Origin of the sequence: Chitinophaga sp. CCNWYY40, from assembly GCF_037483205.1 — a bacterium.
Lineage (GTDB): Bacteria > Bacteroidota > Bacteroidia > Chitinophagales > Chitinophagaceae > Chitinophaga > Chitinophaga ginsengisegetis.
Genome location: NZ_JBBHLF010000001.1, coordinates 1,232,719 through 1,256,564 on the forward strand (window position 1 = coordinate 1,232,719; position 23,846 = coordinate 1,256,564).

Consider the following 23,846-nt stretch of genomic DNA (forward strand, 5'->3'; position numbering starts at 1 on the left):
AATCTACCCCGGAATTTTCACATTTTTTTTGCAATTGCATTTAAGATTTCTTGTTAAATTGGCCGCCGTTTAGAAACATCGGATCATTATTCTCCACAGCTGTATGGGGAAGTAAATAGCTATTATTTCATCAGAATATAATTATTATTTATTAATCTAATGTTAGCAATGTCAGCACGGAACAACCACCATCGCAGGCGGATTAAGCTGAATCCGCATTCTCTCTTTTGTTTTCTTCTTGTATCCATGTTATGCAGTAAACAGGGATCTGCCCAGGTAAACAATCATTCGTCGCCACCTTTTACGGCAAGGCTCATCAACATGGAAGCTGCCACCAACACCACGTTTACCTACAACACCAGGCTTCATAACGGAGCTGCTACATCCCGTGTCTATCAACTTTCTGCAAGCCTGCCCCCGGGATGGAGTTCCTCCTTCAAAGTGGAAGGCGTACAGGTAACATCACTGAATATCGATTCAGAAAAGACCCAGGACATCTCCCTGGAAATTAATCCTGCTATAGAAACAAAACCCGGTAAATACAATATCCCGGTGCTGGCTGTTACCGGAACAGATTCTGCCCGGTTAAACCTCGAGGCAGTAGTGAAGGGCACCTATACCGTTACACTCACCACACCATCCGGGCGGCTCAGCGATGAAGTAACGGAAGGAAACCGGAAAGAGATTCACCTGCTGGTGAAGAATACGGGTACTATTACGCTCGACAATCTCGACCTCTCCGGGCAGGCGCCCCCGCAATGGGAAGCCGCTTTTGTTCCTTCTACTATTACCCGCCTGGAACCCGGAAAAGATGCAGAGGTGGTCGCCACACTGAGCGTACCCGATAAAACGCTGGCAGGCGATTATGTTACAAACTTCTCTGTTAAAAACCCTAATGCCTCTTCTACGGCAGCTTTCCGCATGACGGTAAAAACATCTGCACTCACAGGATGGCTGGGTATACTGGTGATAGTAGCTGCGCTTGGCGCCGTTTATTACCTTATCCGTAAATATGGCAGGAGATAGCAGCTTATGGAACATCCAATTATTGAAATGAATGGGCTGACCAAATACTACGGCTCTTTAAAAGCCGTGGACAACCTGCATCTGTCCATCGGGAAAGGCGAAATATTCGGGCTGCTCGGACCTAATGGTGCGGGCAAGTCAACCACCATCTTAATGCTCCTCGGCCTCACAGAACCCTCGGCCGGAGAGGCGCGTATCTGCGGCATCAATGCCTCCCGGAATCCGATCCCGGTAAAACGCAAAGTTGGCTATATGCCGGACAGCGTCGGTTTTTACAATGAATTAACCGCATTGGAAAACCTTACCTACATAGGGCGGCTTAATGGTATTCCTGAAACAACAGTGGCAGACGTTGCGCGGAATATGCTGGAGGAAGTGGGCCTCGGCGCAGCTATACATAAAAAAACAGGCGTCTTCTCCCGCGGTATGAAACAGCGGCTCGGCCTGGCGGAAGTACTGATCAAACAACCCGAAGTGATTATCCTCGACGAACCCACACTTGGTATTGATCCTACCGGCGTGAGGGATTTCCTGGAACTCATCAGGCAATTAAACGAACGTCAGGGCCTCACCATATTGCTGTCGTCCCACCATCTCCACCAGGTGCAACAGGTGTGTAATCGTGTAGGCATCTTCGTTGGTGGACGGCTACTGGCAGAAGGCAATATTGAAACGCTGGCGGCCAACTTATTCCAGGCAGCGCCCTACGTGGTGCAGGTAACCGTAAAAACACCGGTGGGCGATACCGGCGCATTGGAAAAGGATCTCCTGCAAATGCAGGCGGTGAGTAAAGTAACCGTCGATGGGGCAGTAGTGGAGATCTCCGGCCAGGAAGATATTACGCCCGGCATTGTACGTTTCTTTGTAGGCAAAGGCTTTGATGTTACCGGTGTACAGCAGAAAAGCTATGGCCTCGATGAAATCTATCAACAATATTTTGAAAATAATTTAAAGGAAAATACATCCAATGAAAAGTCAGGTGGCTTATTTCAACGGTCTTTTTTCGGCAGGTTCAAAAAGCGTTGAGAAAAAACAAAGCAGCGCACCCAATCCATTTTCTGTGATGGTGCGCAAGGAAGTAGCCGACCAGGTACGCAGCTGGCGGTTTATCATTTTAGCTTTGCTGATACTGCTTACTTTCCTGGGCTCCATGTATGTGTCTATGACCAATATCAGCAAGGCGGTGGCCAATGCAGGCGATCCCGACAGGTTGTTTTTATACCTGAAGCTACTCACCACAACGGATGGCACACTTCCTCCTTTCCACGTATTTATTGGTTTCCTGGGACCGCTGCTGGGTATTAGTCTTGGCTTCGATGCCATTAACTCCGAGCAATCCAACGGCACCCTCATCCGGCTGATGGCGCAACCGGTTTACCGCGATTCGGTGATCAATGCAAAATTTGTGGCCTCGCTGATTGTTGTCAGCACCCTTTTCCTGTCACTGAACTTACTGATGATCGGCGGTGGCCTCATTATTACCGGGGTAAGGATAGAGCCTTCTGAGGTGATGCGTATTTTATGTTTTGTGGTGTTAAGTGTTATCTATGTATCGTTCTGGCTTAACCTTTCCATCCTGTTGTCTGTAAAGTTCCGGCAAACGGCTACTTCCGCGTTAACGGCCATCGCCATCTGGCTGTTCTTTACGGTCTTTTACCAGGTGTTGCTGAATATCATTGTAAAAGCATTCCTGCCCGATCCTGATGTGCTGAGCCAGGATCAGTTGCTGGCCTACAACAGGATTATTTTAACCTTCCTGCGCTTTATACCAAGCCAGCTTTATACCGATGCCACCACCACGTTGCTGATGCCTTCCGTCCGCAGCCTGGGGCCTCTCACGATGGAGCAGATGGCCGGCGCCATTCCTTCGCCGCTTTCCGTGCGGGAAAGCCTGTTGGTGGTATGGCCGCAGGTAAGCGGTTTGATTGCCGCCACCGTGGTGTGCTTTGCGCTTTCCTACTATCTTTTTATGCGAAGGGAAATACGTACCTGAGTACAGTAAAGGGCTACCGCTCTATTTTTGAGAGGTAGCCCTTTACTTATTTTTTTTTAGACAGCAACTTTTTTTGGAGAATCAGAAAGTAATCGTAATATTGCGATGTGCTAATGAGATAATATTATGGGAGCTACCAAATCGGATTTATTCACCAAACAGCAGAATGACGTTGCCAACATGGCGAAAGCACTGGCGCATCCCGCCAGGATAGCCATTTTGCAATACCTCGTGAAAAAGAATGCCTGCGTGTGCGGCGACCTGGTAGAGGAACTTGGCCTCGCACAGGCTACCACCTCCCAGCATCTGAAGGAGCTGAAAACTGCAGGATTGATCCAGGGAACCATTGAAGGAGCCAGCGTATGCTATTGTATCAATCCAAAAGTATGGAACCAGTATCGTGAAATATTTGGCGCCTTTTTCAAAGAAGTAGCGGAACTGAAATCCTGCTGCTAAAAAAATTTGCTTATATATATCGCAATATTGCAATGATACAATGAGTTGCCTGCAAACAACCGTTTCGTAAAAATCAATGCGCAAATAGCTATGACTATTTACCCGATGACAGCCGATCATGCAGCAAGTGTACTCGCTATATACCAGGAAGGAATATCCACTGGTAACGCCACCTTCCAGACTGCTGCCCCCACCTGGGAAGAGTGGGATAAATCCCATCTTTCCGGTTGCCGCCTCGTTGCAATGGAAAACGACCAGGTGATCGGATGGGCGGCGCTTACACCGGTTTCAGGCAGGTGCGTTTACGCAGGCGTAGCCGAAGTAAGTGTATACGTTGCTTTAAACGCAGGAGGCAAAGGTGTTGGGAAAGCCCTCCTGAAAAAGCTGGTGGAAGTAAGTGAAGAGAATGGCATCTGGACATTGCAGGCAGGCATCTTCCCGGAAAATACCGCCAGCATACAGATCCACGAAGCAAATGGTTTCCGCCTGGTAGGCCGGCGGGAAAAGATCGGCAAAATGGGCGACCGGTGGCGCGATACCCTGCTGCTGGAAAAACGAAGCACCAAAACCGGTATTTAACAAACGAACTTATTTCTTATTGATATGCAAAACTGTAATCCGGCACAACGCAAAAAACTGGGCTTTTTAGACAGGTATCTTACCTTATGGATCTTCCTGGCAATGGCCATCGGCGTGGGCATAGGATATTTCTTTCCTTCTTCATCCGGCTTCATCAACTCCTTTTCAACCGGCACCACCAACATTCCGCTGGCAATAGGATTAATACTGATGATGTACCCGCCCCTGGCAAAAGTGAAGTACGATAAAATGAACGAAGTGTTCCGCAATACAAAGGTACTATCCCTGTCGCTGTTGCTCAACTGGGTGATTGGCCCGGTGTTGATGTTTGGCCTCGCGGTTTTGTTCCTGCACGGATACCCGGAATATATGACCGGACTTATCCTGATCGGTCTTGCCCGGTGTATCGCCATGGTGATCGTTTGGAACGAACTGGCAGACGGGAGCCGTGAGTATGCAGCCGGACTGGTAGCACTCAACAGTATTTTCCAGGTGCTGCTCTACAGCGTTTATGCATATGTATTTATTACCTGGCTGCCAACGGTTTTTGGTATGAAAGGCATAACAGTAGCCGTTTCCATCGGTGAAATTGCAAAAAGCGTTGGCATCTATCTCGGCATTCCATTCGCCGCAGGTGTTATCAGCAGATATGGCCTGATCGCGTTAAAAGGCGAAGCATGGTTCCGGGAAAAATTCATTCCGTTCATATCGCCCATTACCCTGATTGCATTGCTGTTTACCATTGTGGTTATGTTCAGCCTGAAAGGAGAACTCATCGTACAAATCCCGATGGACGTGGTACGAATAGCCATCCCGCTGATGATCTATTTTGCCATCATGTTCCTGGTGAGCTTTGCATTAGGAAAAGCCGCCGGTGCCGATTATGCAAAAAATGCTTCTATTGCCTTCACCGCTGCCGGCAACAATTTTGAACTGGCCATCGCGGTAGCCATCGGCGTATTTGGCATTAACTCCGGACAAGCCTTTGTAGGCGTAATCGGACCGCTGGTGGAAGTACCTGCGCTCATTGCCCTCGTAAATGTTGCCTTCTGGCTCCGTAAACGCTGGTATGGCGGCGGAGTAGAAGCGCCTGTTAATACAATATCAACAATTACTTAAATTTTTATACCATGAGTAATTCAAAAATGACCTGGCAAAGTTTTAAGGACCAGTTGCAACAACATCCTGAACAAATCCTGCAGTTTCAATATGCAGCCAACAAACTGGTAGCTCCTTCTTACCATATTACCGAAATTAAACAGGCGCCCATTACTTCTGTTGATTGCGGCGGTAAGGTAAATGCCTGGACAGAGATCATCGTGCAGTTATGGGAACCGGAAGAAGCACAAACAGACCGCGCAATGGCAGTTAACAAAGCCATGAAAATAGTGGATCTCGTGGAACGTAACCTCGATCTGAATCCTAAAGCCATCGTAAAGATTGAATTTGGCAACGCTGCATTTGATACCCGCCAGATGTATCCGAAAGAATTGCTGCTGGAAGGAGAGAACCTGGTCGTAAACCTGCAACCGGATGCCACCCAATGCAAAGCAACGGATCGTGGCGCCACCTGCGGATCGCCAAAAACAAAAACGCTGGAAATACCGGTAACAATGGAAGCTGGCCAGTCCTGCACACCAGGAAGCGGTTGCTGCTAATTTATAAAATGTACCCATGAAAAAAGTATTAGTGCTTTGTACCGGCAACAGTTGCCGCAGCCAGATAGCAGAAGGCTACCTGAGACATTTTGCAGGAGATAAAGCGGAGATCTACAGCGCAGGCGTGGAAACGCATGGCGTAAATCCCCGCGCAATAGCCACTATGGCGGAAGATGGAATTGATATCTCCACACATACTTCCAATAACATCAATGAATACAAGGGCATCGATTTCGATTACGTGATCACCGTATGCGATAATGCAAAAGAAAGATGCCCGTTCTTCCCGTCCTCTGCCATCAAGTTGCATGAAAACTTTCCTGATCCGGCCAAAGCTACCGGCAGCGAAGACCAGATCATGTCTGAGTTCAGAAGCGTGCGCCAAATAATCAAGGATTATACAAAAGGTTTTGTAGAGCAGTACCTGTAATATCTCTTCTTCAATTCCCCCGGCTGTTAAATAAGTTGGGGGACTTTGATTTTTAATTTATATTTATCATCAGTAGCAAGTGAACAGCCGCCATCCGGACAATTAGACAAGCATCACGCTGATGATCGTAAAACAATTCTTACAGCAATATAAATATGAAGTGTTGCTCATTGCCCTGATGCAGCATTTGTTTATCGGGATCTTTTTAAAAGATCTGCCTTTTTACACAGAAGTAATCTGGCCAATCAATATGCTTATCCTGGGCCTGGCAAGCGTGGGTGTTTTTATTGGAAAAGGCGAATGGAAAAACGTCACCCGGAACGCCCTGTTCCTGCTTGTACTGGCCTTACCCATCGGCCTGCGTTTTTGGGGGCGCTATCCCGGCTATTTCCTTTTTCTGAATGTGGCCTATGTGGTATTCTTTATTTTTATCTTCTGGCAGATAGTAGGATTTCTGATCAGGCCGGGCTATATCAATGCTGATATCATTTCTGCTTCCGCCTGTGGTTACCTGTTGCTGATTGAAATATCTACTTTCCTGTTGCAATATTTCCTGTATCAGAACCCGGCTTCGTTCAAGGGCATTGATATGTCAAACCCCGCTGCCACCTATGTGGACCTGGTATATTTCAGCAGTATTACATTAACCAGTATAGGTTTTGGCGACATCACACCCAGTGCGCATTACACAAAGCTGATCACCTCCGTTTTTGGTATTGCCGGACAGTTTTATACCGTGGTACTGGTAGGAATAATCATCAGTAAATTTTCTTCAAAAAACAGCACAGATGAACACAGCAAGCCGTTATAGATTACAACACTTCATTCCGTGGACGCAAACGAAGATTTACACCATGCTGGTTTTAAGCATGGTTCCTACGCTGTTGTTTTATTTTTTTAACTGGAAATGGCTCGCTATTCCCTGGGTGCCGGTGGCATTGCTGGGTACCGCCGCAGCCTTCATCTCCGGATTCAGAAACACACAAACCTATAACCGTACCTGGGAAGCCCGGCAAATCTACGGCGCTATCATAAACAGCAGCCGCGCGTTTGGCATTATGGTCAGGGATTTTATAAGAGTAACAGATAAAAACCAGGAGGCCGCATTACATCAGCAAATCATCTATCGCCATTTTGCATGGCTTACAGGGCTCCGTTTCCAGTTACGGGAAATAAAAAGCTGGGAGAATGTAAAAACAAGAAGTTACAATCGTGCATACCTGAAATACTATAAAGTACCCGAATGGGAAAGTAGTTTGGAAGAAGAACTGAAAGCGTTTTTACCGGAAGAAGAGCGGCAGCAGATACTATCTGCCAAAAACAGGGCCACCCAGCTCATTGCCCTTCAATCCGCACAATTAAGAAGTTTGAATGAAGCCGCCAATATATCGGATTATAATTATGTAGCGCTGGAAAATCAGTTGAAAGACTTATACGACAACCAGGGTAAAGCAGAACGCATCAAAAACTTCCCCTATCCACGGCAGTTTTCCAGCATCAACCTCTACTTTACGTTTGCCTTTTGTGCCCTGTTGCCTTTAGGTTTTATCGGTGAGTTTTCCAAGCTGGGAGAGAAGTTTGGAGATGGTATCATCTGGCTCACCATCCCCTTCAGTATATTGATTGGCTGGGTATTCCTGGTATTGGAACAGATAGGAGAAAGCACAGAAAATCCTTTTGAAGGAAATGCCAACGACGTCCCCATTACACAGATCAGCCGGAATATTGAAATAGATGTAAGAGAGATATTAGGCCAGAAAGATTTACCCGCCCCCATCACTGCTATTAACAACATCTTAATGTAATAAACATGAGTAACGAGCATCTTACTACCGTGAGAAAATGGTATCCCCGGGCGCTGACTTCCATTGATACAGTTAACCGTTTACTGGATACCATTGAAAAACACCTGGACTTAAAACCGCATCAGCTGATGCATGCCGATAGTATGTGTTGCGATGATGTGAATGCGATACAATATCCCCCACGGGCATACGAAATGCTTGGGCCCTTTCACCTTGGCGGATTGAATGGCTTTCCTTTTGCAGGCATCACAGGAATGAACGCATTTGCCCACCATGTACCGGAAAACGGCGCCGTCATCATCTTCTACGCGCCGCACATCGGCATCACCAAAGATGGCACCATTGGTGAAATCAGCCGTATCGGCCAATCCGGCAACTCCGCCTGCTGTGGCGCGGCCAAAGGAGCGCTGAACAAACTGTTAAACAACGAAATCATCGATGGTAATATCAGTTCCCTGGATTTCCAGATGAACACCATTGAACAGATTTTTCTGCATAACAAATACCGCATCACAGCTGCAAAGAACCAGATATTTGAGGCCACGGAAGTAATGTACGAAGCCATCGACCGGCGCATGGAAGTGCTGGTGAAAGAAACGAGCTATCCATGTAAATACGTGATACTCGCAGGCGCTATCTTTATTAATGGCGACAAGGAGATGGGCTCCTTCTGTCAATACAAAAGATTTGATTACATCAACCTTGAAACAAAAGAAAGAAAAAGCCTGCTGAAAGAATACTACGAATAATCCCCGCCCTTACTCATCCGTTCTGAAGGGTGATGCGGGCAGCAACTCCCGGTTATACAAATTAGGGTTCACCGGGTTGTCGGACCACGCATAACGAACGTACCTGGGTACACTGATTTCATCGCTCCACACTATCACTTTGTTCCCTTCTACTTTCGCACTGGCGCATACAAATTTCTTATCAGCGCCCGCAATCTCAAAGGTGGCGGGCATCCCGTCATCATTGGTGATCAATCCACTGCCGGCATCGGTGAAGCTGACAACGATTTTATTCCCTTCCACTACAGATGATTGATAAAGCGGACCGCTGGAAGTAATATTTTCTTTATAAGCTACTTTCATAGCAGCAAGGGCCAGGCGTTCGCCTGCTTCTTTTTTATTATCCGGATGAATGTCGTTCCACTCGCCCAGGTCAATCGCTACCGCCATTCCCGTATTGGGAACAGACAACGCTTTGAATTGCGATTCTCTGAACATGGCCCAGCTGCTTTCAGTTGGCAAATAGGTATAATCCATAAACCCCGGCAGCTGTACATAGAGAAAGGGGAGCGGCCCCTGGTTCCATTTAGCTCTCCAGTCGCTGATCAGGGCCGGTAGCAGCTTAGCATACTGTTTGGGTTCACCGGCATTGCTCTCGCCCTGGTACCAGCAAAATCCTTTTATGGTATAATTGAGTTCCGGAAACACCATCGCGTTATACAACGCCGCCGGTTGATTTTGCAGGTTGATGCCCGCGGTAAAGCTTTCGCGGGGCAATGGCGGGAAAGCCGCGCCCACTTTATAGTGCCAGTCGCCTTTTAAATCAATGGTATCTGTGCCTGAAAAAATACAGTAAGGTTTATCCGGTACAAAACCGCCTTTGCCGCTGTTATTGGTAACCCTTACCACAAACAGGTTTTTACCCGCTTTCAGCAGCTCCGCAGGCACCTGGTACCTGCGTTGCGGATACAGGTAAGTAGTGCGCCCTACCTGTTGACCGTTGATGTAAAGTTCATCTGCATCTACGATCCGTCCGAGGAACACTTTGGCGGGTTTGCCGGCCATCGCAGCGGGGATCTCTATTTCCCTGCGGTACCACACCACACCATTCAGGTCTTTGATGCCCTGGTCTTCCCAGTAACCGGGAATATTGATCCTGCGCCATCCTTTGGGGATATAGGCGGCATCGTACCATTTGTAGCTTCCCGTCAATCCTGCGTCTGCCGGAGGTTTGATGGTGTTTGCCGGGGCTCGTTTGAAGCTATTGAGATAAGCGGTGTCTTTATTTTTTTGGATCGTTGCAGTTGGCGCCGGAAAGGCTTTCAAACCTTCTTCACTCATCCATGCTTCAATTGGCGTGCCGCCCACGCTGGCATTAATGATGCCTATAGGTACTTTATATTTTTCGTAGAGTTTTTTTGCAAAGAAATAAGCTACCGCTGAAAACGGCCTGACATCTTCCCCGATAGCAGGTTTCCAGGAACCGCCAGGCAGGTCGGACTGAGGACCCGATAAGCTGGTACCTCCGGGTACCAGGAACTGCCGGATCTCCGGGTAATTCGCGGCGGCAATTTCGCCGGCATAGGTGACGTCGTGAATATTCAACTGATGCACCATGTTCGACTGCCCGCTGCAAAACCATACATCTCCAAACAAAATGTCATGCAGGGTAATTTTGTTACCCGCAGTAATCTCCATGTTGTACGGGCCGCCGGCTTTGGTAGGTGGTAAATGCACCGCCCAGTTACCGTCTGCATCCGCTTTGGTCTGGTATGTTTTACCATTGAAACGGATCTGCACCTTTTCATTGCCGGTGGCCCATCCCCACAATTTTATTTTTTCATCCCTTTGAAGGATCATACTGTCGCGGATAAGCCGGGGTAACTTCAACTGTGCGGACCCGCTGAATACAGCGAGAAGGAATAACTGGAGGAGTATTAATTTTTTCATATCAGGAACGTTATAAAAAAAAAGGGAGATGCTGATCATTTGCGGCGCTTCATCGTCAACGGATATCGCATACTGCAAGCCGTTTTCCAGGCCGTGGAAATTCAATGTTGGAGAGCAATAAGTATGGATGGTGAAATCTCCTTTTCATCGGTGAAGGGTTGCTAAAAACCAATACTGTTTCCGCCATCTACAGGCAATACTACGCCCGTAACAAATTTGGCCGCATCACTGGCAAGGAACCAGGCCGCCTCGCCGATGTCGGCAGGTTGCCCCATTGTTCCCATCGGTGTTCTGCCAAATACTTTTGCTTTTCTTTCCGGGTCACTGTCCAATGCCTTTGCGGTCATATCGGAATAAATAAACCCCGGGGCAATGGCATTTACGCGTATACCTTTGGGCGACAGCTCCACGGCCATCGCCCGGGTCATCCCATCAATAGCGGTTTTGCTGGCGGAATACGCAATCACTTTTGGGATGCCATACTGCGCAGCCATAGAGCTGATATGGATGATGCAACCCGCCTGTTGCTGCAGCATGTTTTTTACCACTTCACGGCTCATCGCAAAAACGGCCGTAAGGTTGGTAAGGATTATCTGCTGAAAATCTTCGTCCGTTACTTCCGTGAAATCCTTTTTCATATTGGCGCCGGCGTTGTTCACCAGTATATCTACAGGACCGTAGCGGTCAATTACTCCCTGTACAAAACCGGGGATGGCGGCAAGATCAGTTACGTCACACGCCATCGCATGACACAGCGCTCCCAGCTTTTGTTGGGCCGCATCCAGTCTTTCCTGGTTTCTTCCGGCAATCACCACCTCAATTCCCTGCTCCACAAACTTTTCAGCGATGGCCAGGCCAATGCCTGAACCGCCGCCTGTTACAATAGCTAATTTTCTTTTTGTTGCTGTCATTGTCCTTCGTTGGTTTAATATGCTGTGGTTAAATACCCGGTGCAAACGGGAACCGCAGACTTTTATAGTACTCCAATGTTTTGCCTGGTTGTTCGTATGATGCCGGAATAGGCATTCTGCTGAAAGTCTGGAAATACAAGATACATGCATTTCTCCACCAGATGGCTTCTGTATGCTGAATTTTCAGCAGCATGTTTACCTGTTCAAATCTTTGTTTATCTACAAAGGGCTGTAAGCTTTTCCAGGTATCCTGCATCTTTCCTGCGCGTTCAGCGCCTGTGTAATATTGATAACATAATTCTTCCCATAAGCTCTTCCCGCTTTTCATCCGGAAATTCCAGGGCACATGATGAAACCACAACAGGTATTTCTCGTCGCAGGTCTGCATGTTTTCCCATTGTTCCCTTGCAGCCGGCTGGTATTGCGCAAGTGCATTGCTGCCGGTTGCGGTGCGGTTAAAGCCGATGCCGGCGCTGTCGGCTTTGTGATAATAAACCGGATTCCATTCGGGGCGTTGCTGGTTATTTACCCAGGGCGCGGGGCCGTAGTGGTGACTGGTACCCATGATATGATGCAACCCTATTGGGTTGGAATATTGTACAATGATATCGCGGCTTTCCAGCATTAGCCGGGAGGCAGCTTTCAGAAACCGGGGGTTGTTGGAATACGTCATCCGCAGCCATTCATCCGCGATTTGTTCGCTGGAAATAGTATGGTCCCACGCCAAACGGCCAAGCGCATACCAGTTTGCCTGCGCAAATGGATGGCCGCACCAGTTGATGTCGTTACCAATATTAGCCACGCCGGCCATACCGGTTAAAGGATGATGCTCCAAACTCCCATCGATTACTTTTGCTACGGTGCTGCCTTTGCCTTTATAATACGTATCACTTTCCAGCGTTTCTTTAAACAACGGCGCGAGGAATACAAGGCTGGTACCCTGACCGAGGTATTCCTGCGTTACCTGGAACTCCATCATCAGCGGCGTTTTAGGCATGGCGCCAAACAACGGGTGAAAGGGTTCTCTTGGCATAAAGTCAATGGCCCCGTTTTTCACCTGTACCAATACGTTCGGTCTGAATGTACCATCAAGGGGAACAAAGTCGTCGTAGGCTTGCTTATGGCGGTCCAGCGGGTTCTCGTTGCTGTAAACAAATGCCCGCCATATCACTATGCCTTTAAAAGGAGCAATAGCATCTGCGAGCATATTGGCGCCATCGGCATGTGTGCGTTTATAGTCCTGCGGGCCGGGCTGTCCTTCGCTATTGGCTTTCACCAGGAAGCCGCCGAAGTCAGGCACATAGGTATATATTTCTTTTATTTTTTCCTGCCACCAGTGCTGTACGGAGGCATCCTGCGGGTCAGCGGTTTTTAGTCCGCCTATTTCCATAGGAGCGCTGAACCTTGCGGTGAGATAGATTTTGATCCCGTAGGGCCGCAGCACATCCGCCAGTGCTTTTACTTTTTCCAGGTAGGGTGGGGTGAGCACAACAGCCTTTGCATTTACATTGGTTACTACGGTGCCGTTGATGCCTATAGATGCATTCGCCCTTGCATAGTCGATATAGCGCTGATCAATATAACCGGGCAGCGTATGCCAGTTCCAGATAGAAAGGCCGGCGTAGCCTCTTTCTACGGTTCTGTCGGGGTTATCCCAGTGATCCAGCATCCGGAGGCGGATCTTTGGCGCTGAAATAATATTTAACTCTTGAATGGATTGCTCCGTTTGCAGGAGCCGCAGAAAATGAAAGGCACCATACAGCACACCCTTTTCTGTGTTACCGCTGATGAGGATACACCGTTTGCCGTTGAGTATTTTAGAAAGAATAACAAACCCTTCTTCACCGGCTTGTTGCAGTGGTATGGCTATCCCGGCGTTGCTGATCAGTGGGGAGGAGCGGGGAGTGCCTGCAATGATGGCGCCGTGGCGGTTAACAGCGGTGCCGTGATCTATGGTTGTTTGCAATAAACCCTGTAAGCCTGCTGATAGTTCATTCTTTATAATATCCATCGTTGCAGATGATCCGCTTGTAATGATCGTGGTAATATTTTCGCGGTAGGATTGCAGAAGTGTTTTATTTCCTACGGGTTTATATCTCAGCCAGAGATCATAACCGTTTTCTCCTTTTGCTATCAGGATGCAGCAGAGGCATAAAATCAATAACGTGTGTTTTTTCATACAGACGACAAGCTATTTTATGGAATTAGTGTCTTTCTGACAATGATGCCGGAACAAGGTATCATAATCGTGGAATAATTCTTTAGTGCCGGGTTCCGAAAGGTGGTAAAATGCCTCATTTTACGTATTATTTTCGCAATCGGTTGCGTAAATATCACAAAAAAAACCTATTCCGGTAACTTTTTCAGGGAAGAAGCCCTGATCACCATTTCCGCACGGAGCGTAATGGCATCGGTGGTATACAGGTTGCTGATCCCTTTAAGATGATTGATTAAATAGGTAGCGGCGGTATCGCCTATACTGTTGCCGGAATAGTCCATCGTAGTAAGATTGGGCTCAATCACCCTGCTGATGGGGTCATTGTTAAAACCGGCAAAGGCAATATCCTCCGGAATGCGCAGGCCTGCCGCTTTAAGCGCCAGCATGCAATACACGGCGGCCGTGTCGTTGGCAGAAAATACGGCATCCGGGCGCTCACCGGGAGCTAAGTCCAGGATATACCTGGCGGCATCTGTGCCGGCCTGCTCGGAAAGCGTACTGGATAAATAAAGCTTTTTGGAAAAGGACAGGTGATGGTCCTGCAGCGCTTTCTTGTAGCCGTTAAGTCTTTCCTGGTATACATTCCGCAGTAAATTTCCTCCCAGGTGCATGATCCGTTTGCAGCCTTGCCCTATCAGGTGTTTGGTAATATTATAGGCCGCCTCGTGGTTATTGATGCCAACAGAAGTGCTTTCCTCATGGGGAAACACGCGGTCGAAGAATACTACGGGTATTTTCCGTTTAAAGAAAGGTTCCAGGTGGTTAATGTCCTGCGCGTTGGACGACAGGGAGATGAGGAGTCCGTCTACTCTTTTATTAAACATGGTGGCCGCGTTGCGTTTTTCCTTCTCCACATCTTCGAGCGATTGCGCAATAATCAGGTTGTAACCATGCCGGTTGGCGGCATTTTCCATGCCGGCCAGGGCGGACGACATAAAGTGACTGTTCAGCCGCGGCACCAGCACGCCCAGTGCGTGGGTATGCCTGCTCCTTAAACTGCTGGCAAATGTATTGGATTGATAACCAAGCGTTTTTGCAGCCTCCACAATCTTTTTCCGGGTGTTTTTGCTGATCATAGGGTTGTTTTTCAACCCCCTGCTCACCGTGGCGGCGGAAACATTCAGGTATTTGGCTATGTCGTATATCGTTGCTTCCCGGTCTTCTGGCATTTTAGTAAAGCTGTTTCTCAAAGGAAATGAACTTTTTCTGTATAAAAAAATGCAATCGGTTACGTAAATCTGATTTTTTCTTATATTCGTTTTACAGGACGAGCCCTGACACATCAGCCAGCAATCAAATTTTTCACGTAAAAAGCCCGTTATGAAACAACTTAGTGATCAACCAAAATCCGGTAGCGCTCATCTTTTTACGGCGTCTCTGACCCGGGCATTGTCAGGCTGTCCATCAGCCGGATATTAACCATGGCTTTTTACAGCCTTCTTTTCCTGGCGCAGATCGTATTAAAGATGCCATAGTATTCAAAGCATCTTCAGAAAAAAAAAAATTTATGTTAATGCATGAAACCATGCGCTGGTTTGGGCCGCATGATATTGTTAGTTTGAAGGACATCCGCCAATCCGGTTGCGCAGGTGTGGTTACTGCGCTGCATCATATCCCGGTGGGAGACGTTTGGCCGGTAACGGAAATTCAACAACGGAAGTCCCTCATTGAAGCTGAAGGCATGAGCTGGACAGTAGTAGAGAGCCTGCCCGTAAGCGAGGATATAAAACGGCGCAGTGGTAATTACCCCGCGCATATAGAAAATTATAAGAAGAGTTTGCAACACCTCGCCGCCTGCGGCATAAAGGTGATTACGTATAATTTCATGCCGGTGCTGGATTGGGTCCGCACGGATATTAGTCACACCATGCCCGACGGCAGTAAGGCGCTCTATTATGAACGCGCCGCCTTTGTAGCGTTTGATCTCTTCATGCTAAAAAGACCGCATGCAGAGAAGGACTATAGTACAGCTGAAATTGAAGCAGCAGAAAAATGGCTGCATACACATACGGACGAACAAAAAAACGAAGTATTCCGGAACGCGCTGCTGGGGCTACCGGGCAGCACTGGTCGCTTTACGCCGGAAGAAATTCTGGCGGCACTGGAAACATATAAAAATATTGACGCGCTAACATTAAGGGAGCACTTATTTTATTTTTTGAAAGAAGTGGTGCCGGTGGCGGAACAACTGGGCCTGAAAATGGCCATACACCCTGATGATCCGCCTTATGCGGTGTTGGGATTGCCCCGTGTTGTCAGTTCAGAATCCGACTTGTTTGCAATCATGAACGCCGTTCCTTCGCCGGCAAACGGACTGTGTTACTGTACCGGTTCACTGGGCGTACGGCCTGGTAACGATCTTACCGGCATCATTCGGCGATTGGGTGCGCACATTCATTTTCTTCACCTGCGCAACACCCGGCGCGATGCATCCGGGAACTTTTTTGAGGCCGGTCATTTAGATGGAGATGCAGATATGGTGGCTATCGTACGTGCGTTACTGTTACTGATGAAACAACGGAATGTTTCCCTGCCGGTGCGGCCGGATCATGGTCACCAGCTGCTGGATGATTTGGCTAAAACCACTTACCCGGGCTATTCCTGCATAGGGCGGCTGAAGGGACTTGCTGAACTCCGCGGGCTGCAAATTGGTCTTGCCAGCGTGCTATAGGATAAAGCTGCAGTGCATTTCCTGTAATGCTATGCCACGGCGTTCCGGCAACGATTGCGTAAAAAAATACTTTTTTGCATGTATATTTCTGTAGCTTGATTCTGCTAACGGAGACCAGAATTCCATATCAGCATCAACATGAAGCAACTATTTTACCTGTTACTCGTTATATTTTCTGCCACAGGCGTAATGGCACAGCAAACATATCCCTCGCGCTTAACAGTGGCTAAAGATGGCAGCGGGGATTATACCACTATCCAGGAAGCAGTGAATGCCGTAAGGGCCTATTCTCCCGTACCACTTACCATTACTGTTAAGAATGGGGTATATCCCGAAAAACTGGTGATCCCTTCATGGGTAACGAATATCACCTTCATTGGCGAAAGTCGTGATAGTACTATTATTACCAACGATGATTATTCCGGTAAGCTGGTGGGTGATAAGAAGCTCAGCACTTTTAATTCCTACACCGTATGGGTACAAGGCAACGACGTGAAAATAGAAAACCTGACTATACGGAATACGGCAGGACGTGTAGGCCAGGCCGTTGCCCTGCATGTAGACGGCGATCATTTCGTGATCCGCAACTGTAACCTGCTCGGCAACCAGGATACGCTGCTAACGGCCAACAGCAACAGCTGCCAGTATTATGAGAACTGCCTCATTGAAGGGACTACCGATTTTATTTTTGGTCCGGCTACAGCCTTGTTCCATCATTGCACTATCCGGAGCCTTTCGGATTCCTATATCACTGCTGCTGCTACCACAAAAGAGCAGGCATATGGATATGTGTTCCTGGAATGTAACATCACTGCAAACAAAGAAGCGGGTAAGGTGTACCTCGGCAGACCGTGGCGCGCCTATGCCCGTACCGTTTTTATCCGTTGCGAATTGGGAAAGCATATCCTGCCGGTTGGCTGGCACAACTGGGATAAAACAGAGAATGAACAAACTGCTTTTTACGCAGAATACGATAACAGGGGAGAAGGAGCTGTTGTTACAGGAAGAGTACCATGGAGCAAACAGTTGAGCGGTAAACAGGCAAAAGAATATACGCCGGTAAAAATATTAGGTGGATGGAATCCCGTTTACAACGAAAAATAACTGGTATGAATATACGAAAGATAGGCATTGTATTGACTGTAGGCATGGGAGTGGCTGTACAGGCCTTTTCGCAGTATTCCTGGAAGCGGTTACCTGAAATAGCATCGCCTGTTTTTAAGAAAGATACCTTTAACATCACCAGCTATGGCGCCGTGCCGGATGGTATTACATTAAACACAGCGGCCATCAACAATGCGATAACTGCATGCAGCCGGAAAGGCGGCGGCGTAGTGCTGGTGCCCGAAGGGCTCTGGCTTACTGGTCCGCTGGTGATGAAGAGTAATGTGAACCTGCATTTGAAAAGCGCTGCCACGCTGTTATTTACGCCGGATAAAAGTCAGTATGCCTTGGTGGAAGGGCTCTATGAAGGCCGCTCCGCTGCACGTAACCAATCACCGGTAATCGGCAATGATTTACATGATATCGCTATTACCGGAAAGGGGGTGATTGATGGCAACGGCGATGTATGGCGCGCAGTAGGTAAAGGGCAACTTACTGAAAGTGAATGGAAAAAGAAAGTAGCATCTGGCGGCGTACTCGGGAAAAACGGGAATGAATGGTACCCGAGTGTGCAATACAAAACGGCAAAGGAAGAGGGCATGAGTATGCTGCTGCAGCCAGGTAAGCCATTGCAGGAATATGCAGTAATGAAAGATTTCCTGCGTCCTAATCTCGTGGCGTTAAACAATTGCAAAAGAGTATTGCTGGAAGGAGTTACATTCCAGAACTCCGCCGCCTGGTGCCTGCATCCTTCACTTTGCGAAGATCTTACCCTGCGTGACCTATTGATTAAGAATCCGGCTTATGCGCAAAACGGGGATGGCGCTGATATTGAATCGTGCCGCAATTTCCTGGTAGAGGACTGCGTCTTTGATGTAGGCGACGATGCTATCTGTATTAAATCCGGCAAAGATGAAGAAGGACGCCGGAGGGGCAAGCCTACCGAGAATGGCATTGTGCGGAATAGTATTGTATATAAAGCACACGGCGGCTTTGTGATAGGAAGTGAAATGAGCGGCGGTGCGAGGAATATTTTTGTGTACAACTGCACCTTTGTAGGAACAGACAAAGGACTGCGTTTCAAATCCACCCGTGGCCGGGGCGGCGTAGTGGAGAAGATCTATGCGAAGAATATATTCATGAAAGATATTGTGGAAGAAGCGGTGTTTTTTGACTTGTATTACTTTGTGAAATTTGCTACAGACAGTCAGCGGGATGAACGCCCGCAGGTGAATGAAGGCACGCCGGTATTCAGGGACATGGAATTTGAGAATATTGTTTGCAATGGAGCGAAGAAAGCAATTTTTATCCGTGGATTACCGGAGATGCCGGTGAAGAATATCCGTATCCGTAACAGTGTTTTCAAAACAACCATCGGCAAAGAATTAACAGATGCAGATAGTATTGTGCTCGACAATGTGCGGCTGGATGCACAGGTGCCACGGGATACTTCGTTTGCCATATGGAGTACTTTCCAGAAGCAACGGCTGAAGTTTCCATTTATAAAGATCGCGTCACCGGTTGCACCCGGCAACCTGAAACAGGCAATGGATGTTCCCTACCGGGAAGCAGGCGGGCGCAGTTTATTGCTGGATGTATTCTATAGCAAAGAAAAGCAACGTAAACCTGCTGTATTGCTGATTTTCGGCGGTGGCTGGCATTCCGGCGATAAAACCCATAACCATGCGATGGCAGTGGAACTGGTGAAGAGAGGGTACGTGGCAGTATCTGCTGAATACCGTTTATCATTATTCTACCTCCTTCCTGCAAAAAGCTTTCAAAACAGTAAAGTAAATATATACCCTGCATATGAAGAAGCCCTGCCTGCAAGTCTGCAAACAGGGCTGATGGTTTTTGACAGGGATAGGGAATTAGAATTTTCTTTGGTAGAAGATGCATCTTAACTTGTACTTGGGTGCAGCCATAAATTCCTGGGGATAATACACGCCCCAAACAGGGTCGGCAACATAATCATAGTATTCATCCAGCAGTAGCTTTGCGTTACCGGTTGTTACTTCTACGCCTCCGGCGATGCCTACCTGCGTTGAATTAATGAACCTGCATTCATAGGAGCCGCCGGGTGTAATTCCATAAAGTGGCCTGCCATTAATTTCAAGGTACTCCTCCGGTCTGAATAAAAAGTTGCTGCCGTCAGATGATAACGGCAGGGTTGTCTCCCGTTGGAAAACTTCCTGTACCTGGATAAAAGAAAAACCAAAGGTCAGCTGTCCCATTTTGAAGAGAGGGTTATTGATAGTGGGGTAAATCCGTTCTCCTGAAACACCGGCTACATTTTCCTCGCCTCCAAAGTTTCTGGGAAACCAGTTAGAATAAGGACCGGTGGCTGTTTCATACATCAGTGTATCATTGAGGAACAGCTCCAGGAAATCATAGTAGAAATTGAACCCTGCATTTTTGATAGTGATCTTTTTTGTTGTGTCGGCGATGCTATAAATCTTCATACTATCAATTACCCCGGCAATGCTGTGATTAACAGGATTGAAATTTTCTACTCTCATACTTATACTGAAGCTGAACTTATCTTTATCGGTACTGAAAGCCGCATCCGGAAAGATATTTGTAAACGTACCTTTGGTGTAAATGACATCCATTTGTCCGCCTGCTGTTACCTGGTTATTTTCTATACTGTAACGGCCCTTCACCACATGCCCGCTATCATCTAATGGCAGCTTGATCTGTAGCTGCTGAATGCCAATTTCCTCTGAATTATTGTCCAGCCGGATAGCCAGCTCAAATCCATTGGAATACAGTCCTGATGTTTGTTTAGTATCACTAAAAGTTTTCCGGCCAATCATACTTGTTTTAAGTGTTGAATCATTATACACGAGTTCAATATTTTTGAACGCTTCTGACAACGGTGGTGGTGGCGGCGGAGGAGGAGGTGGTGGTGGCGGTGGGGGTTGCACTTTGTCTTTGAACTCAAAGAGGGCCTCTTGTTTTTGACAGGAGCTGAATGCTATGGCAGTCATCAGCAGTAAGGAAATATATGTTCTTATCGTAAATTGGTTCATAAATAATTGTTTAAAGAAGTATTTATAATTTCAGACCCACACCCAGGGAAACCGTTGCCCCGGTATAATTGGATTGATAAATATTATCCCCCTGAATGGTGTTGTCTGTTTTGTCGGCTATTTTTTTGATATCTTCTGCTGTCTGGATTTGCCGGTAGCGGGTATTCAGGATATTTTGAACACCTCCTTTTACCTCAAACATTTTTCCGATCTGTTTTGAGAAGCTGAAATCAAGCGCATGACGCGGCATTTCATAGATGTTAGGGCTCACTAAGTTTCCTACAGCCGTAAGCCTTTTGCCGATAACATTGTAGTTGGCATTCAGCTTCAGTCCCCTGGTATCATCTGTGTAATTCAGTGCTGCGTTTACAAGAAAGGGCGATTGACCATACAATGCCCGGTCCTTGTCCTGGATACCGGCGCGGTTGCCGAGGTCTACGCGGCTATGGATATAAGCCGTATTGAAAAGCACCGACATCTTTTGAAGGATGGTACTTAATGTACTACCTCCGTTAAAGTAGCGCGCCATGCCCAGCATAAGCTCAATTTCTGCCCCATAGCTGGTGGCAGATACGGCGTTATTCCACTGGAAGTTGTTGTAGCCACTGGTACCTGCATAGTAATAGAACTCAACGGGGTTCTTAAAATGCTTATAAAAAATTCCTGCTGTAAGCATTTCACCTGTGCCGGGATAATGCTCGAAACGGAGATCATAATTGTCAATGTCGGTCTGGATTTTCAGGTTCTCGTTGCCATAGGCCAGGCGATAGGTCATCATATCCATGTAATAGAATGTGGATATTTCCCGGAACTCGGGGCGGTTCAGTGTTTTGGAATAAGCTGCCCGTACCAGGTTTTTGTCATTGAAGGTATAATTGATGTTAAGGGAAGGCAGCCGGCTGGTATTTTTCCGTAACAGATCAATGCGACCATCATTTACTGTTCCTGTTGTTTGCCAGGTGTAAGTATGCAGCTCCTGCGTATTGTCTTCGATCCGCAATCCGCCATATACCTTCAGATGCGGGGTAACGGGAATTTCAATAGCCAGGTAGCCTGCCTTCAACGTATTCCGGGCATTATAACTGTTGTTCTTGCCATAAGTTTCCGTGATATGCATGCCTATCGCCGTGTCTGGCATGTAACCCAGCTGACGGTATTCAAAATTCCTTTTTTTGTCTTCTATGAAAAGTCCGCCTTTGAGAGTGAAATGAGTGTTGGCAATGCTGAGCGGTTGTACCAGGTCCAGCCCTGCTGTTTTGATTTCTTCAGGAAGTGAAAAATAGCGCCTGCCGCGATAAATACCCGATATGGTGCCGGGCAACGGTTCCACTAAAGAAGAATCGTTGTAATAGTGCGCCGTGTCTGCCTTCAATGTACGGTACCGCTGATCGGGATCATCATACCGGCTTTTCGTATAGCCGGCCACCCAATTCACCTGCGTGTTTTCGAACAGCTTGTGGGCGCCGGACAATTGCGTGCTATAGATGCCCCTGTATGCATTGCTTAATATAAACTGGCGTACATACTGACCGGAATAAAGACCGGAACCATCCGAGGCGGCATCGCCGGTGGCGCCATTACGGATGATCGCATTGGTACTGCCCATATGGGTGTAGAGTTGTTTAATGCCGATGCGGTGGTTTTTATTAATTTCAAAAGAGAGATTCAGCAACGCATTCAGGCGTATGTTATGGTCGTACGACTGATCAGCCAGCCGGTATCCGCTGGAGAATATGCCTCCCATTATCCCGGCCGTATTTTGTGCCATAACGCTGTACTGGTAAGTATTGGAATAGCTGAAGGCGCCGATAATCCCTAATGCAGCGTTGGAGCCCAGGGAAATACGCCGGCCCGCATCCAGGCTAAACCGTTGATCCGGTGAAGCTGTTTTCCGGTGCGCATCCCAGTTACTGTTGAATGCAGATGTGAGCTGCCGTTGCTCCGCAGGGCTTAATTCATCAATCCTGCCTGGTGCGTTTTTGGGCATCGCATAGGTGCCATCATCATATCCAAGCCATGCTTTTTTCCCTTGCCTTTGTTCATAGAAATCCCTGAACGTGGTATTTGCGTTGTAAGAAGAGGAATAAGATACGTTAAAGCTGTTACGTACAGGCATTTCTGTAGTATATACTTTGATTACTCCGCCAGCGAAATCACCGGGTAATTCCGGTACGGCTGTCTTATAAATCAGTACCCGGTCAATCAGCCCGGAAGGGAGGATATCAAAGCTGAATGCCCGGCTGTCCGGTTCAAAACTCGGGGCAATTACATTGTTGAGCATAACGGTGTTGTAGCGTTGGGGTAATCCACGGATAACGACCAGGCGGTTTTGGATAATGCTTACCCCTGAAATGCGGCGTACTACTTCAGCGGCATCTCTATCCTGGCTGCGGCCTATCTGCTCTTTGGAAATGCCGCTCACTACGGCATCAGCTTCCCGTATTTCATTGACGATGGCGGCATTGGTACCGGTTTCTTTCACGCGCCGGGCAGATACCGTTACAATGCCCAGCTGTCCTTTTTCCCTGTTCAGCGGGATGTTAAGTGTAAAAGTATCGCCATCTTTGATGAGGATGTCTGTTACTTTTTTAACGCCATAGCCTACAGAACGTACTTCCGCTTCGTACCTGCCTTTCGGCAGGGGGATGGTAAATGCGCCGTTTTCATCGGTGGTAATACCTTTGTTGCCAATGCGGATAGTGGCCCCGGCTACCGGCTGCCCGTTTTCTTCGTCGATGATTTTACCGGTGAAGTTGCCGGGAGCTTTTTTGGGGACGGCTGGTTTAAAGATCACATAATTATTGTTGATGGTATATTCCAGTCCTGCGGAAGTACAGATCCTGCTCAGCACCTCTTTTACGGTTAATTTACGCGTAGAGAAGGACACGCTTTTCTCCAGGTGATTACCGGTGGTTTCATCAAAGGAAGACTGAACCCCCGCCTGATTTTCAATAATAACAAGCAATGCTTTGCCTGTTTGCGGTGTGGCAGGTAGTGCTATTATTTTGTCTAAGGTTTGTGCCTGTATTTTCAGCGCGGATAGTTGCAGCCCGAATAGCAACAGTATTGCCAGTATACTTTTTTTACATAAACAGCCGGTAAGCAGTTGACCTGATCCTGGTTCTTTTTGCATAAATTTGTGCATTGAATGAGTATGGGATAATATCCCTTTCGTTTATTGATGAATTGTTTTTGGCGCCGCCAGCGCCGGAACTTTCTGAAGCCGTTCTGTTAGTAGCAGAACGGTTTTTTGTGACTAGCCGCTGCGGATAGTGATGTGCATAT

Annotated in this window: 20 protein-coding genes and 1 pseudogene; 14 read left to right on the top strand and 7 right to left on the bottom strand. The window is 47.5% G+C overall.

All coding sequences use genetic code 11. From position 1 onward, the window contains the following. Positions 1–168: 168 nt before the first annotated feature. The 11 genes from V7S65_RS05005 to V7S65_RS05055 all read left to right on the top strand — a co-directional run bounded on the left by V7S65_RS05005 (position 169) and on the right by V7S65_RS05055 (position 8,696). Positions 169–1,026, top strand: a complete 858-nt coding sequence (locus tag V7S65_RS05005) for a COG1470 family protein (protein WP_336386008.1) — start codon at positions 169–171, stop codon at positions 1,024–1,026. A 6-nt stretch (positions 1,027–1,032) separates the two neighbouring features. After that, positions 1,033–2,052, top strand: a complete 1,020-nt coding sequence (locus V7S65_RS05010) for an ABC transporter ATP-binding protein (RefSeq protein WP_079467917.1) — start codon at positions 1,033–1,035, stop codon at positions 2,050–2,052. Beyond that, on the top strand, positions 1,994–3,019 hold the full coding sequence (locus V7S65_RS05015) for an ABC transporter permease subunit (RefSeq protein ID WP_111578639.1): 1,026 nt from the start codon (positions 1,994–1,996) through the stop codon (positions 3,017–3,019). Before V7S65_RS05010 ends, V7S65_RS05015 begins: the two co-directional genes overlap by 59 nt. 126 nt (positions 3,020–3,145) lie before the next feature. Beyond that, positions 3,146–3,475, top strand: a complete 330-nt coding sequence (locus V7S65_RS05020; RefSeq protein ID WP_079467915.1) for an ArsR/SmtB family transcription factor — start codon at positions 3,146–3,148, stop codon at positions 3,473–3,475. 45 nt (positions 3,476–3,520) lie between these two features. After that, entirely contained in the window at positions 3,521–4,054 is a 534-nt protein-coding gene (locus V7S65_RS05025; RefSeq protein ID WP_339545269.1) for a GNAT family N-acetyltransferase, read from the top strand. A gap of 24 nt (positions 4,055–4,078) precedes the next feature. Next, a complete protein-coding gene (gene arsB, locus V7S65_RS05030) occupies positions 4,079–5,173 on the top strand; it encodes an ACR3 family arsenite efflux transporter (RefSeq protein ID WP_346805442.1) in 1,095 nt (364 codons plus the stop codon). 11 nt (positions 5,174–5,184) lie between these two features. Beyond that, entirely contained in the window at positions 5,185–5,712 is a 528-nt protein-coding gene (locus tag V7S65_RS05035) for a DUF6428 family protein (protein ID WP_079467912.1), read from the top strand. A gap of 16 nt (positions 5,713–5,728) precedes the next feature. Next, positions 5,729–6,142, top strand: a complete 414-nt coding sequence (locus V7S65_RS05040; RefSeq protein ID WP_079467911.1) for an arsenate reductase ArsC — start codon at positions 5,729–5,731, stop codon at positions 6,140–6,142. Positions 6,143–6,263: 121 nt separating this feature from the next. Next, entirely contained in the window at positions 6,264–6,953 is a 690-nt protein-coding gene (locus V7S65_RS05045) for a potassium channel family protein (RefSeq protein WP_336386006.1), read from the top strand. After that, entirely contained in the window at positions 6,931–7,947 is a 1,017-nt protein-coding gene (locus V7S65_RS05050) for a bestrophin family protein (protein ID WP_336386005.1), read from the top strand. Before V7S65_RS05045 ends, V7S65_RS05050 begins: the two co-directional genes overlap by 23 nt. 5 nt (positions 7,948–7,952) lie before the next feature. After that, positions 7,953–8,696 carry a hypothetical protein gene (locus V7S65_RS05055; protein ID WP_079467908.1) on the top strand — a complete coding sequence of 248 codons (744 nt, stop codon included), beginning with the start codon at positions 7,953–7,955 and terminating at the stop codon, positions 8,694–8,696. A 9-nt stretch (positions 8,697–8,705) separates the two neighbouring features. On the opposite strand, the gene V7S65_RS05060 is transcribed toward V7S65_RS05055, so the two are convergent. From V7S65_RS05060 to V7S65_RS05075, 5 genes and pseudogenes are all read right to left on the bottom strand, one after another. Then, on the bottom strand, positions 8,706–10,625 hold the full coding sequence (locus tag V7S65_RS05060; RefSeq protein WP_336386004.1) for a sialate O-acetylesterase: 1,920 nt from the start codon (positions 10,623–10,625) through the stop codon (positions 8,706–8,708). A gap of 39 nt (positions 10,626–10,664) precedes the next feature. Beyond that, positions 10,665–10,754 (bottom strand): annotated as a pseudogene (locus V7S65_RS32220) (hypothetical protein); the annotation flags it as partial. Positions 10,755–10,786: 32 nt separating this feature from the next. Beyond that, a complete protein-coding gene (locus V7S65_RS05065) occupies positions 10,787–11,536 on the bottom strand; it encodes an SDR family NAD(P)-dependent oxidoreductase (protein WP_336386003.1) in 750 nt (249 codons plus the stop codon). A 28-nt stretch (positions 11,537–11,564) separates the two neighbouring features. After that, complete coding sequence (locus V7S65_RS05070; protein ID WP_336386002.1) at positions 11,565–13,715, bottom strand: alpha-glucuronidase family glycosyl hydrolase; 2,151 nt, start codon at positions 13,713–13,715, stop codon at positions 11,565–11,567. A 167-nt stretch (positions 13,716–13,882) separates the two neighbouring features. After that, the gene (locus tag V7S65_RS05075; protein WP_339545274.1) at positions 13,883–14,944 is read right to left on the bottom strand and encodes a LacI family DNA-binding transcriptional regulator; all 1,062 of its coding nucleotides are present in this window, start codon (positions 14,942–14,944) and stop codon (positions 13,883–13,885) included. A gap of 317 nt (positions 14,945–15,261) precedes the next feature. On the opposite strand from V7S65_RS05075, the gene uxuA reads away from it, so the two are divergent. The 3 genes from uxuA to V7S65_RS05090 all read left to right on the top strand — a co-directional run bounded on the left by uxuA (position 15,262) and on the right by V7S65_RS05090 (position 19,433). Then, positions 15,262–16,425 carry a mannonate dehydratase gene (gene uxuA, locus V7S65_RS05080; protein WP_336386000.1) on the top strand — a complete coding sequence of 388 codons (1,164 nt, stop codon included), beginning with the start codon at positions 15,262–15,264 and terminating at the stop codon, positions 16,423–16,425. Positions 16,426–16,563: 138 nt separating this feature from the next. Further along, the gene (locus tag V7S65_RS05085; protein ID WP_336385999.1) at positions 16,564–17,529 is read left to right on the top strand and encodes a pectinesterase family protein; all 966 of its coding nucleotides are present in this window, start codon (positions 16,564–16,566) and stop codon (positions 17,527–17,529) included. A gap of 5 nt (positions 17,530–17,534) precedes the next feature. Then, entirely contained in the window at positions 17,535–19,433 is a 1,899-nt protein-coding gene (locus tag V7S65_RS05090) for a glycosyl hydrolase family 28 protein (RefSeq protein ID WP_336385998.1), read from the top strand. Here the strand turns inward: V7S65_RS05090 and V7S65_RS05095 are convergent. Both V7S65_RS05095 and V7S65_RS05100 read right to left on the bottom strand, forming a co-directional pair. Then, positions 19,401–20,561: a hypothetical protein gene (locus tag V7S65_RS05095; RefSeq protein ID WP_111578629.1), complete on the bottom strand. Its 1,161-nt coding sequence runs from the start codon at positions 20,559–20,561 to the stop codon at positions 19,401–19,403. The two genes, V7S65_RS05090 and V7S65_RS05095, sit on opposite strands and share 33 nt — an antisense overlap. A gap of 22 nt (positions 20,562–20,583) precedes the next feature. Further along, a complete protein-coding gene (locus V7S65_RS05100) occupies positions 20,584–23,694 on the bottom strand; it encodes a TonB-dependent receptor (RefSeq protein ID WP_336385997.1) in 3,111 nt (1,036 codons plus the stop codon). Positions 23,695–23,846: the final 152 nt, after the last annotated feature.

Coding starts and splice junctions, on each gene's coding strand:
- V7S65_RS05035 (WP_079467912.1), top strand. CDS start 5,185: ATGAGTAATTCAAAAATGACCTGGCAAAGTTTTAAGGACCAGTTGCAA.
- uxuA (WP_336386000.1), top strand. CDS start 15,262: ATGTTAATGCATGAAACCATGCGCTGGTTTGGGCCGCATGATATTGTT.
- V7S65_RS05095 (WP_111578629.1), bottom strand. CDS start 20,561: ATGAACCAATTTACGATAAGAACATATATTTCCTTACTGCTGATGACT.
- V7S65_RS05090 (WP_336385998.1), top strand. CDS start 17,535: ATGAATATACGAAAGATAGGCATTGTATTGACTGTAGGCATGGGAGTG.
- V7S65_RS05040 (WP_079467911.1), top strand. CDS start 5,729: ATGAAAAAAGTATTAGTGCTTTGTACCGGCAACAGTTGCCGCAGCCAG.
- V7S65_RS05065 (WP_336386003.1), bottom strand. CDS start 11,536: ATGACAGCAACAAAAAGAAAATTAGCTATTGTAACAGGCGGCGGTTCA.
- V7S65_RS05045 (WP_336386006.1), top strand. CDS start 6,264: ATGATCGTAAAACAATTCTTACAGCAATATAAATATGAAGTGTTGCTC.
- V7S65_RS05055 (WP_079467908.1), top strand. CDS start 7,953: ATGAGTAACGAGCATCTTACTACCGTGAGAAAATGGTATCCCCGGGCG.
- V7S65_RS05085 (WP_336385999.1), top strand. CDS start 16,564: ATGAAGCAACTATTTTACCTGTTACTCGTTATATTTTCTGCCACAGGC.
- V7S65_RS05070 (WP_336386002.1), bottom strand. CDS start 13,715: ATGAAAAAACACACGTTATTGATTTTATGCCTCTGCTGCATCCTGATA.
- V7S65_RS05020 (WP_079467915.1), top strand. CDS start 3,146: ATGGGAGCTACCAAATCGGATTTATTCACCAAACAGCAGAATGACGTT.
- V7S65_RS05060 (WP_336386004.1), bottom strand. CDS start 10,625: ATGAAAAAATTAATACTCCTCCAGTTATTCCTTCTCGCTGTATTCAGC.
- arsB (WP_346805442.1), top strand. CDS start 4,079: ATGCAAAACTGTAATCCGGCACAACGCAAAAAACTGGGCTTTTTAGAC.
- V7S65_RS05010 (WP_079467917.1), top strand. CDS start 1,033: ATGGAACATCCAATTATTGAAATGAATGGGCTGACCAAATACTACGGC.
- V7S65_RS05015 (WP_111578639.1), top strand. CDS start 1,994: ATGAAAAGTCAGGTGGCTTATTTCAACGGTCTTTTTTCGGCAGGTTCA.
- V7S65_RS05050 (WP_336386005.1), top strand. CDS start 6,931: ATGAACACAGCAAGCCGTTATAGATTACAACACTTCATTCCGTGGACG.
- V7S65_RS05005 (WP_336386008.1), top strand. CDS start 169: ATGTCAGCACGGAACAACCACCATCGCAGGCGGATTAAGCTGAATCCG.
- V7S65_RS05100 (WP_336385997.1), bottom strand. CDS start 23,694: ATGCAAAAAGAACCAGGATCAGGTCAACTGCTTACCGGCTGTTTATGT.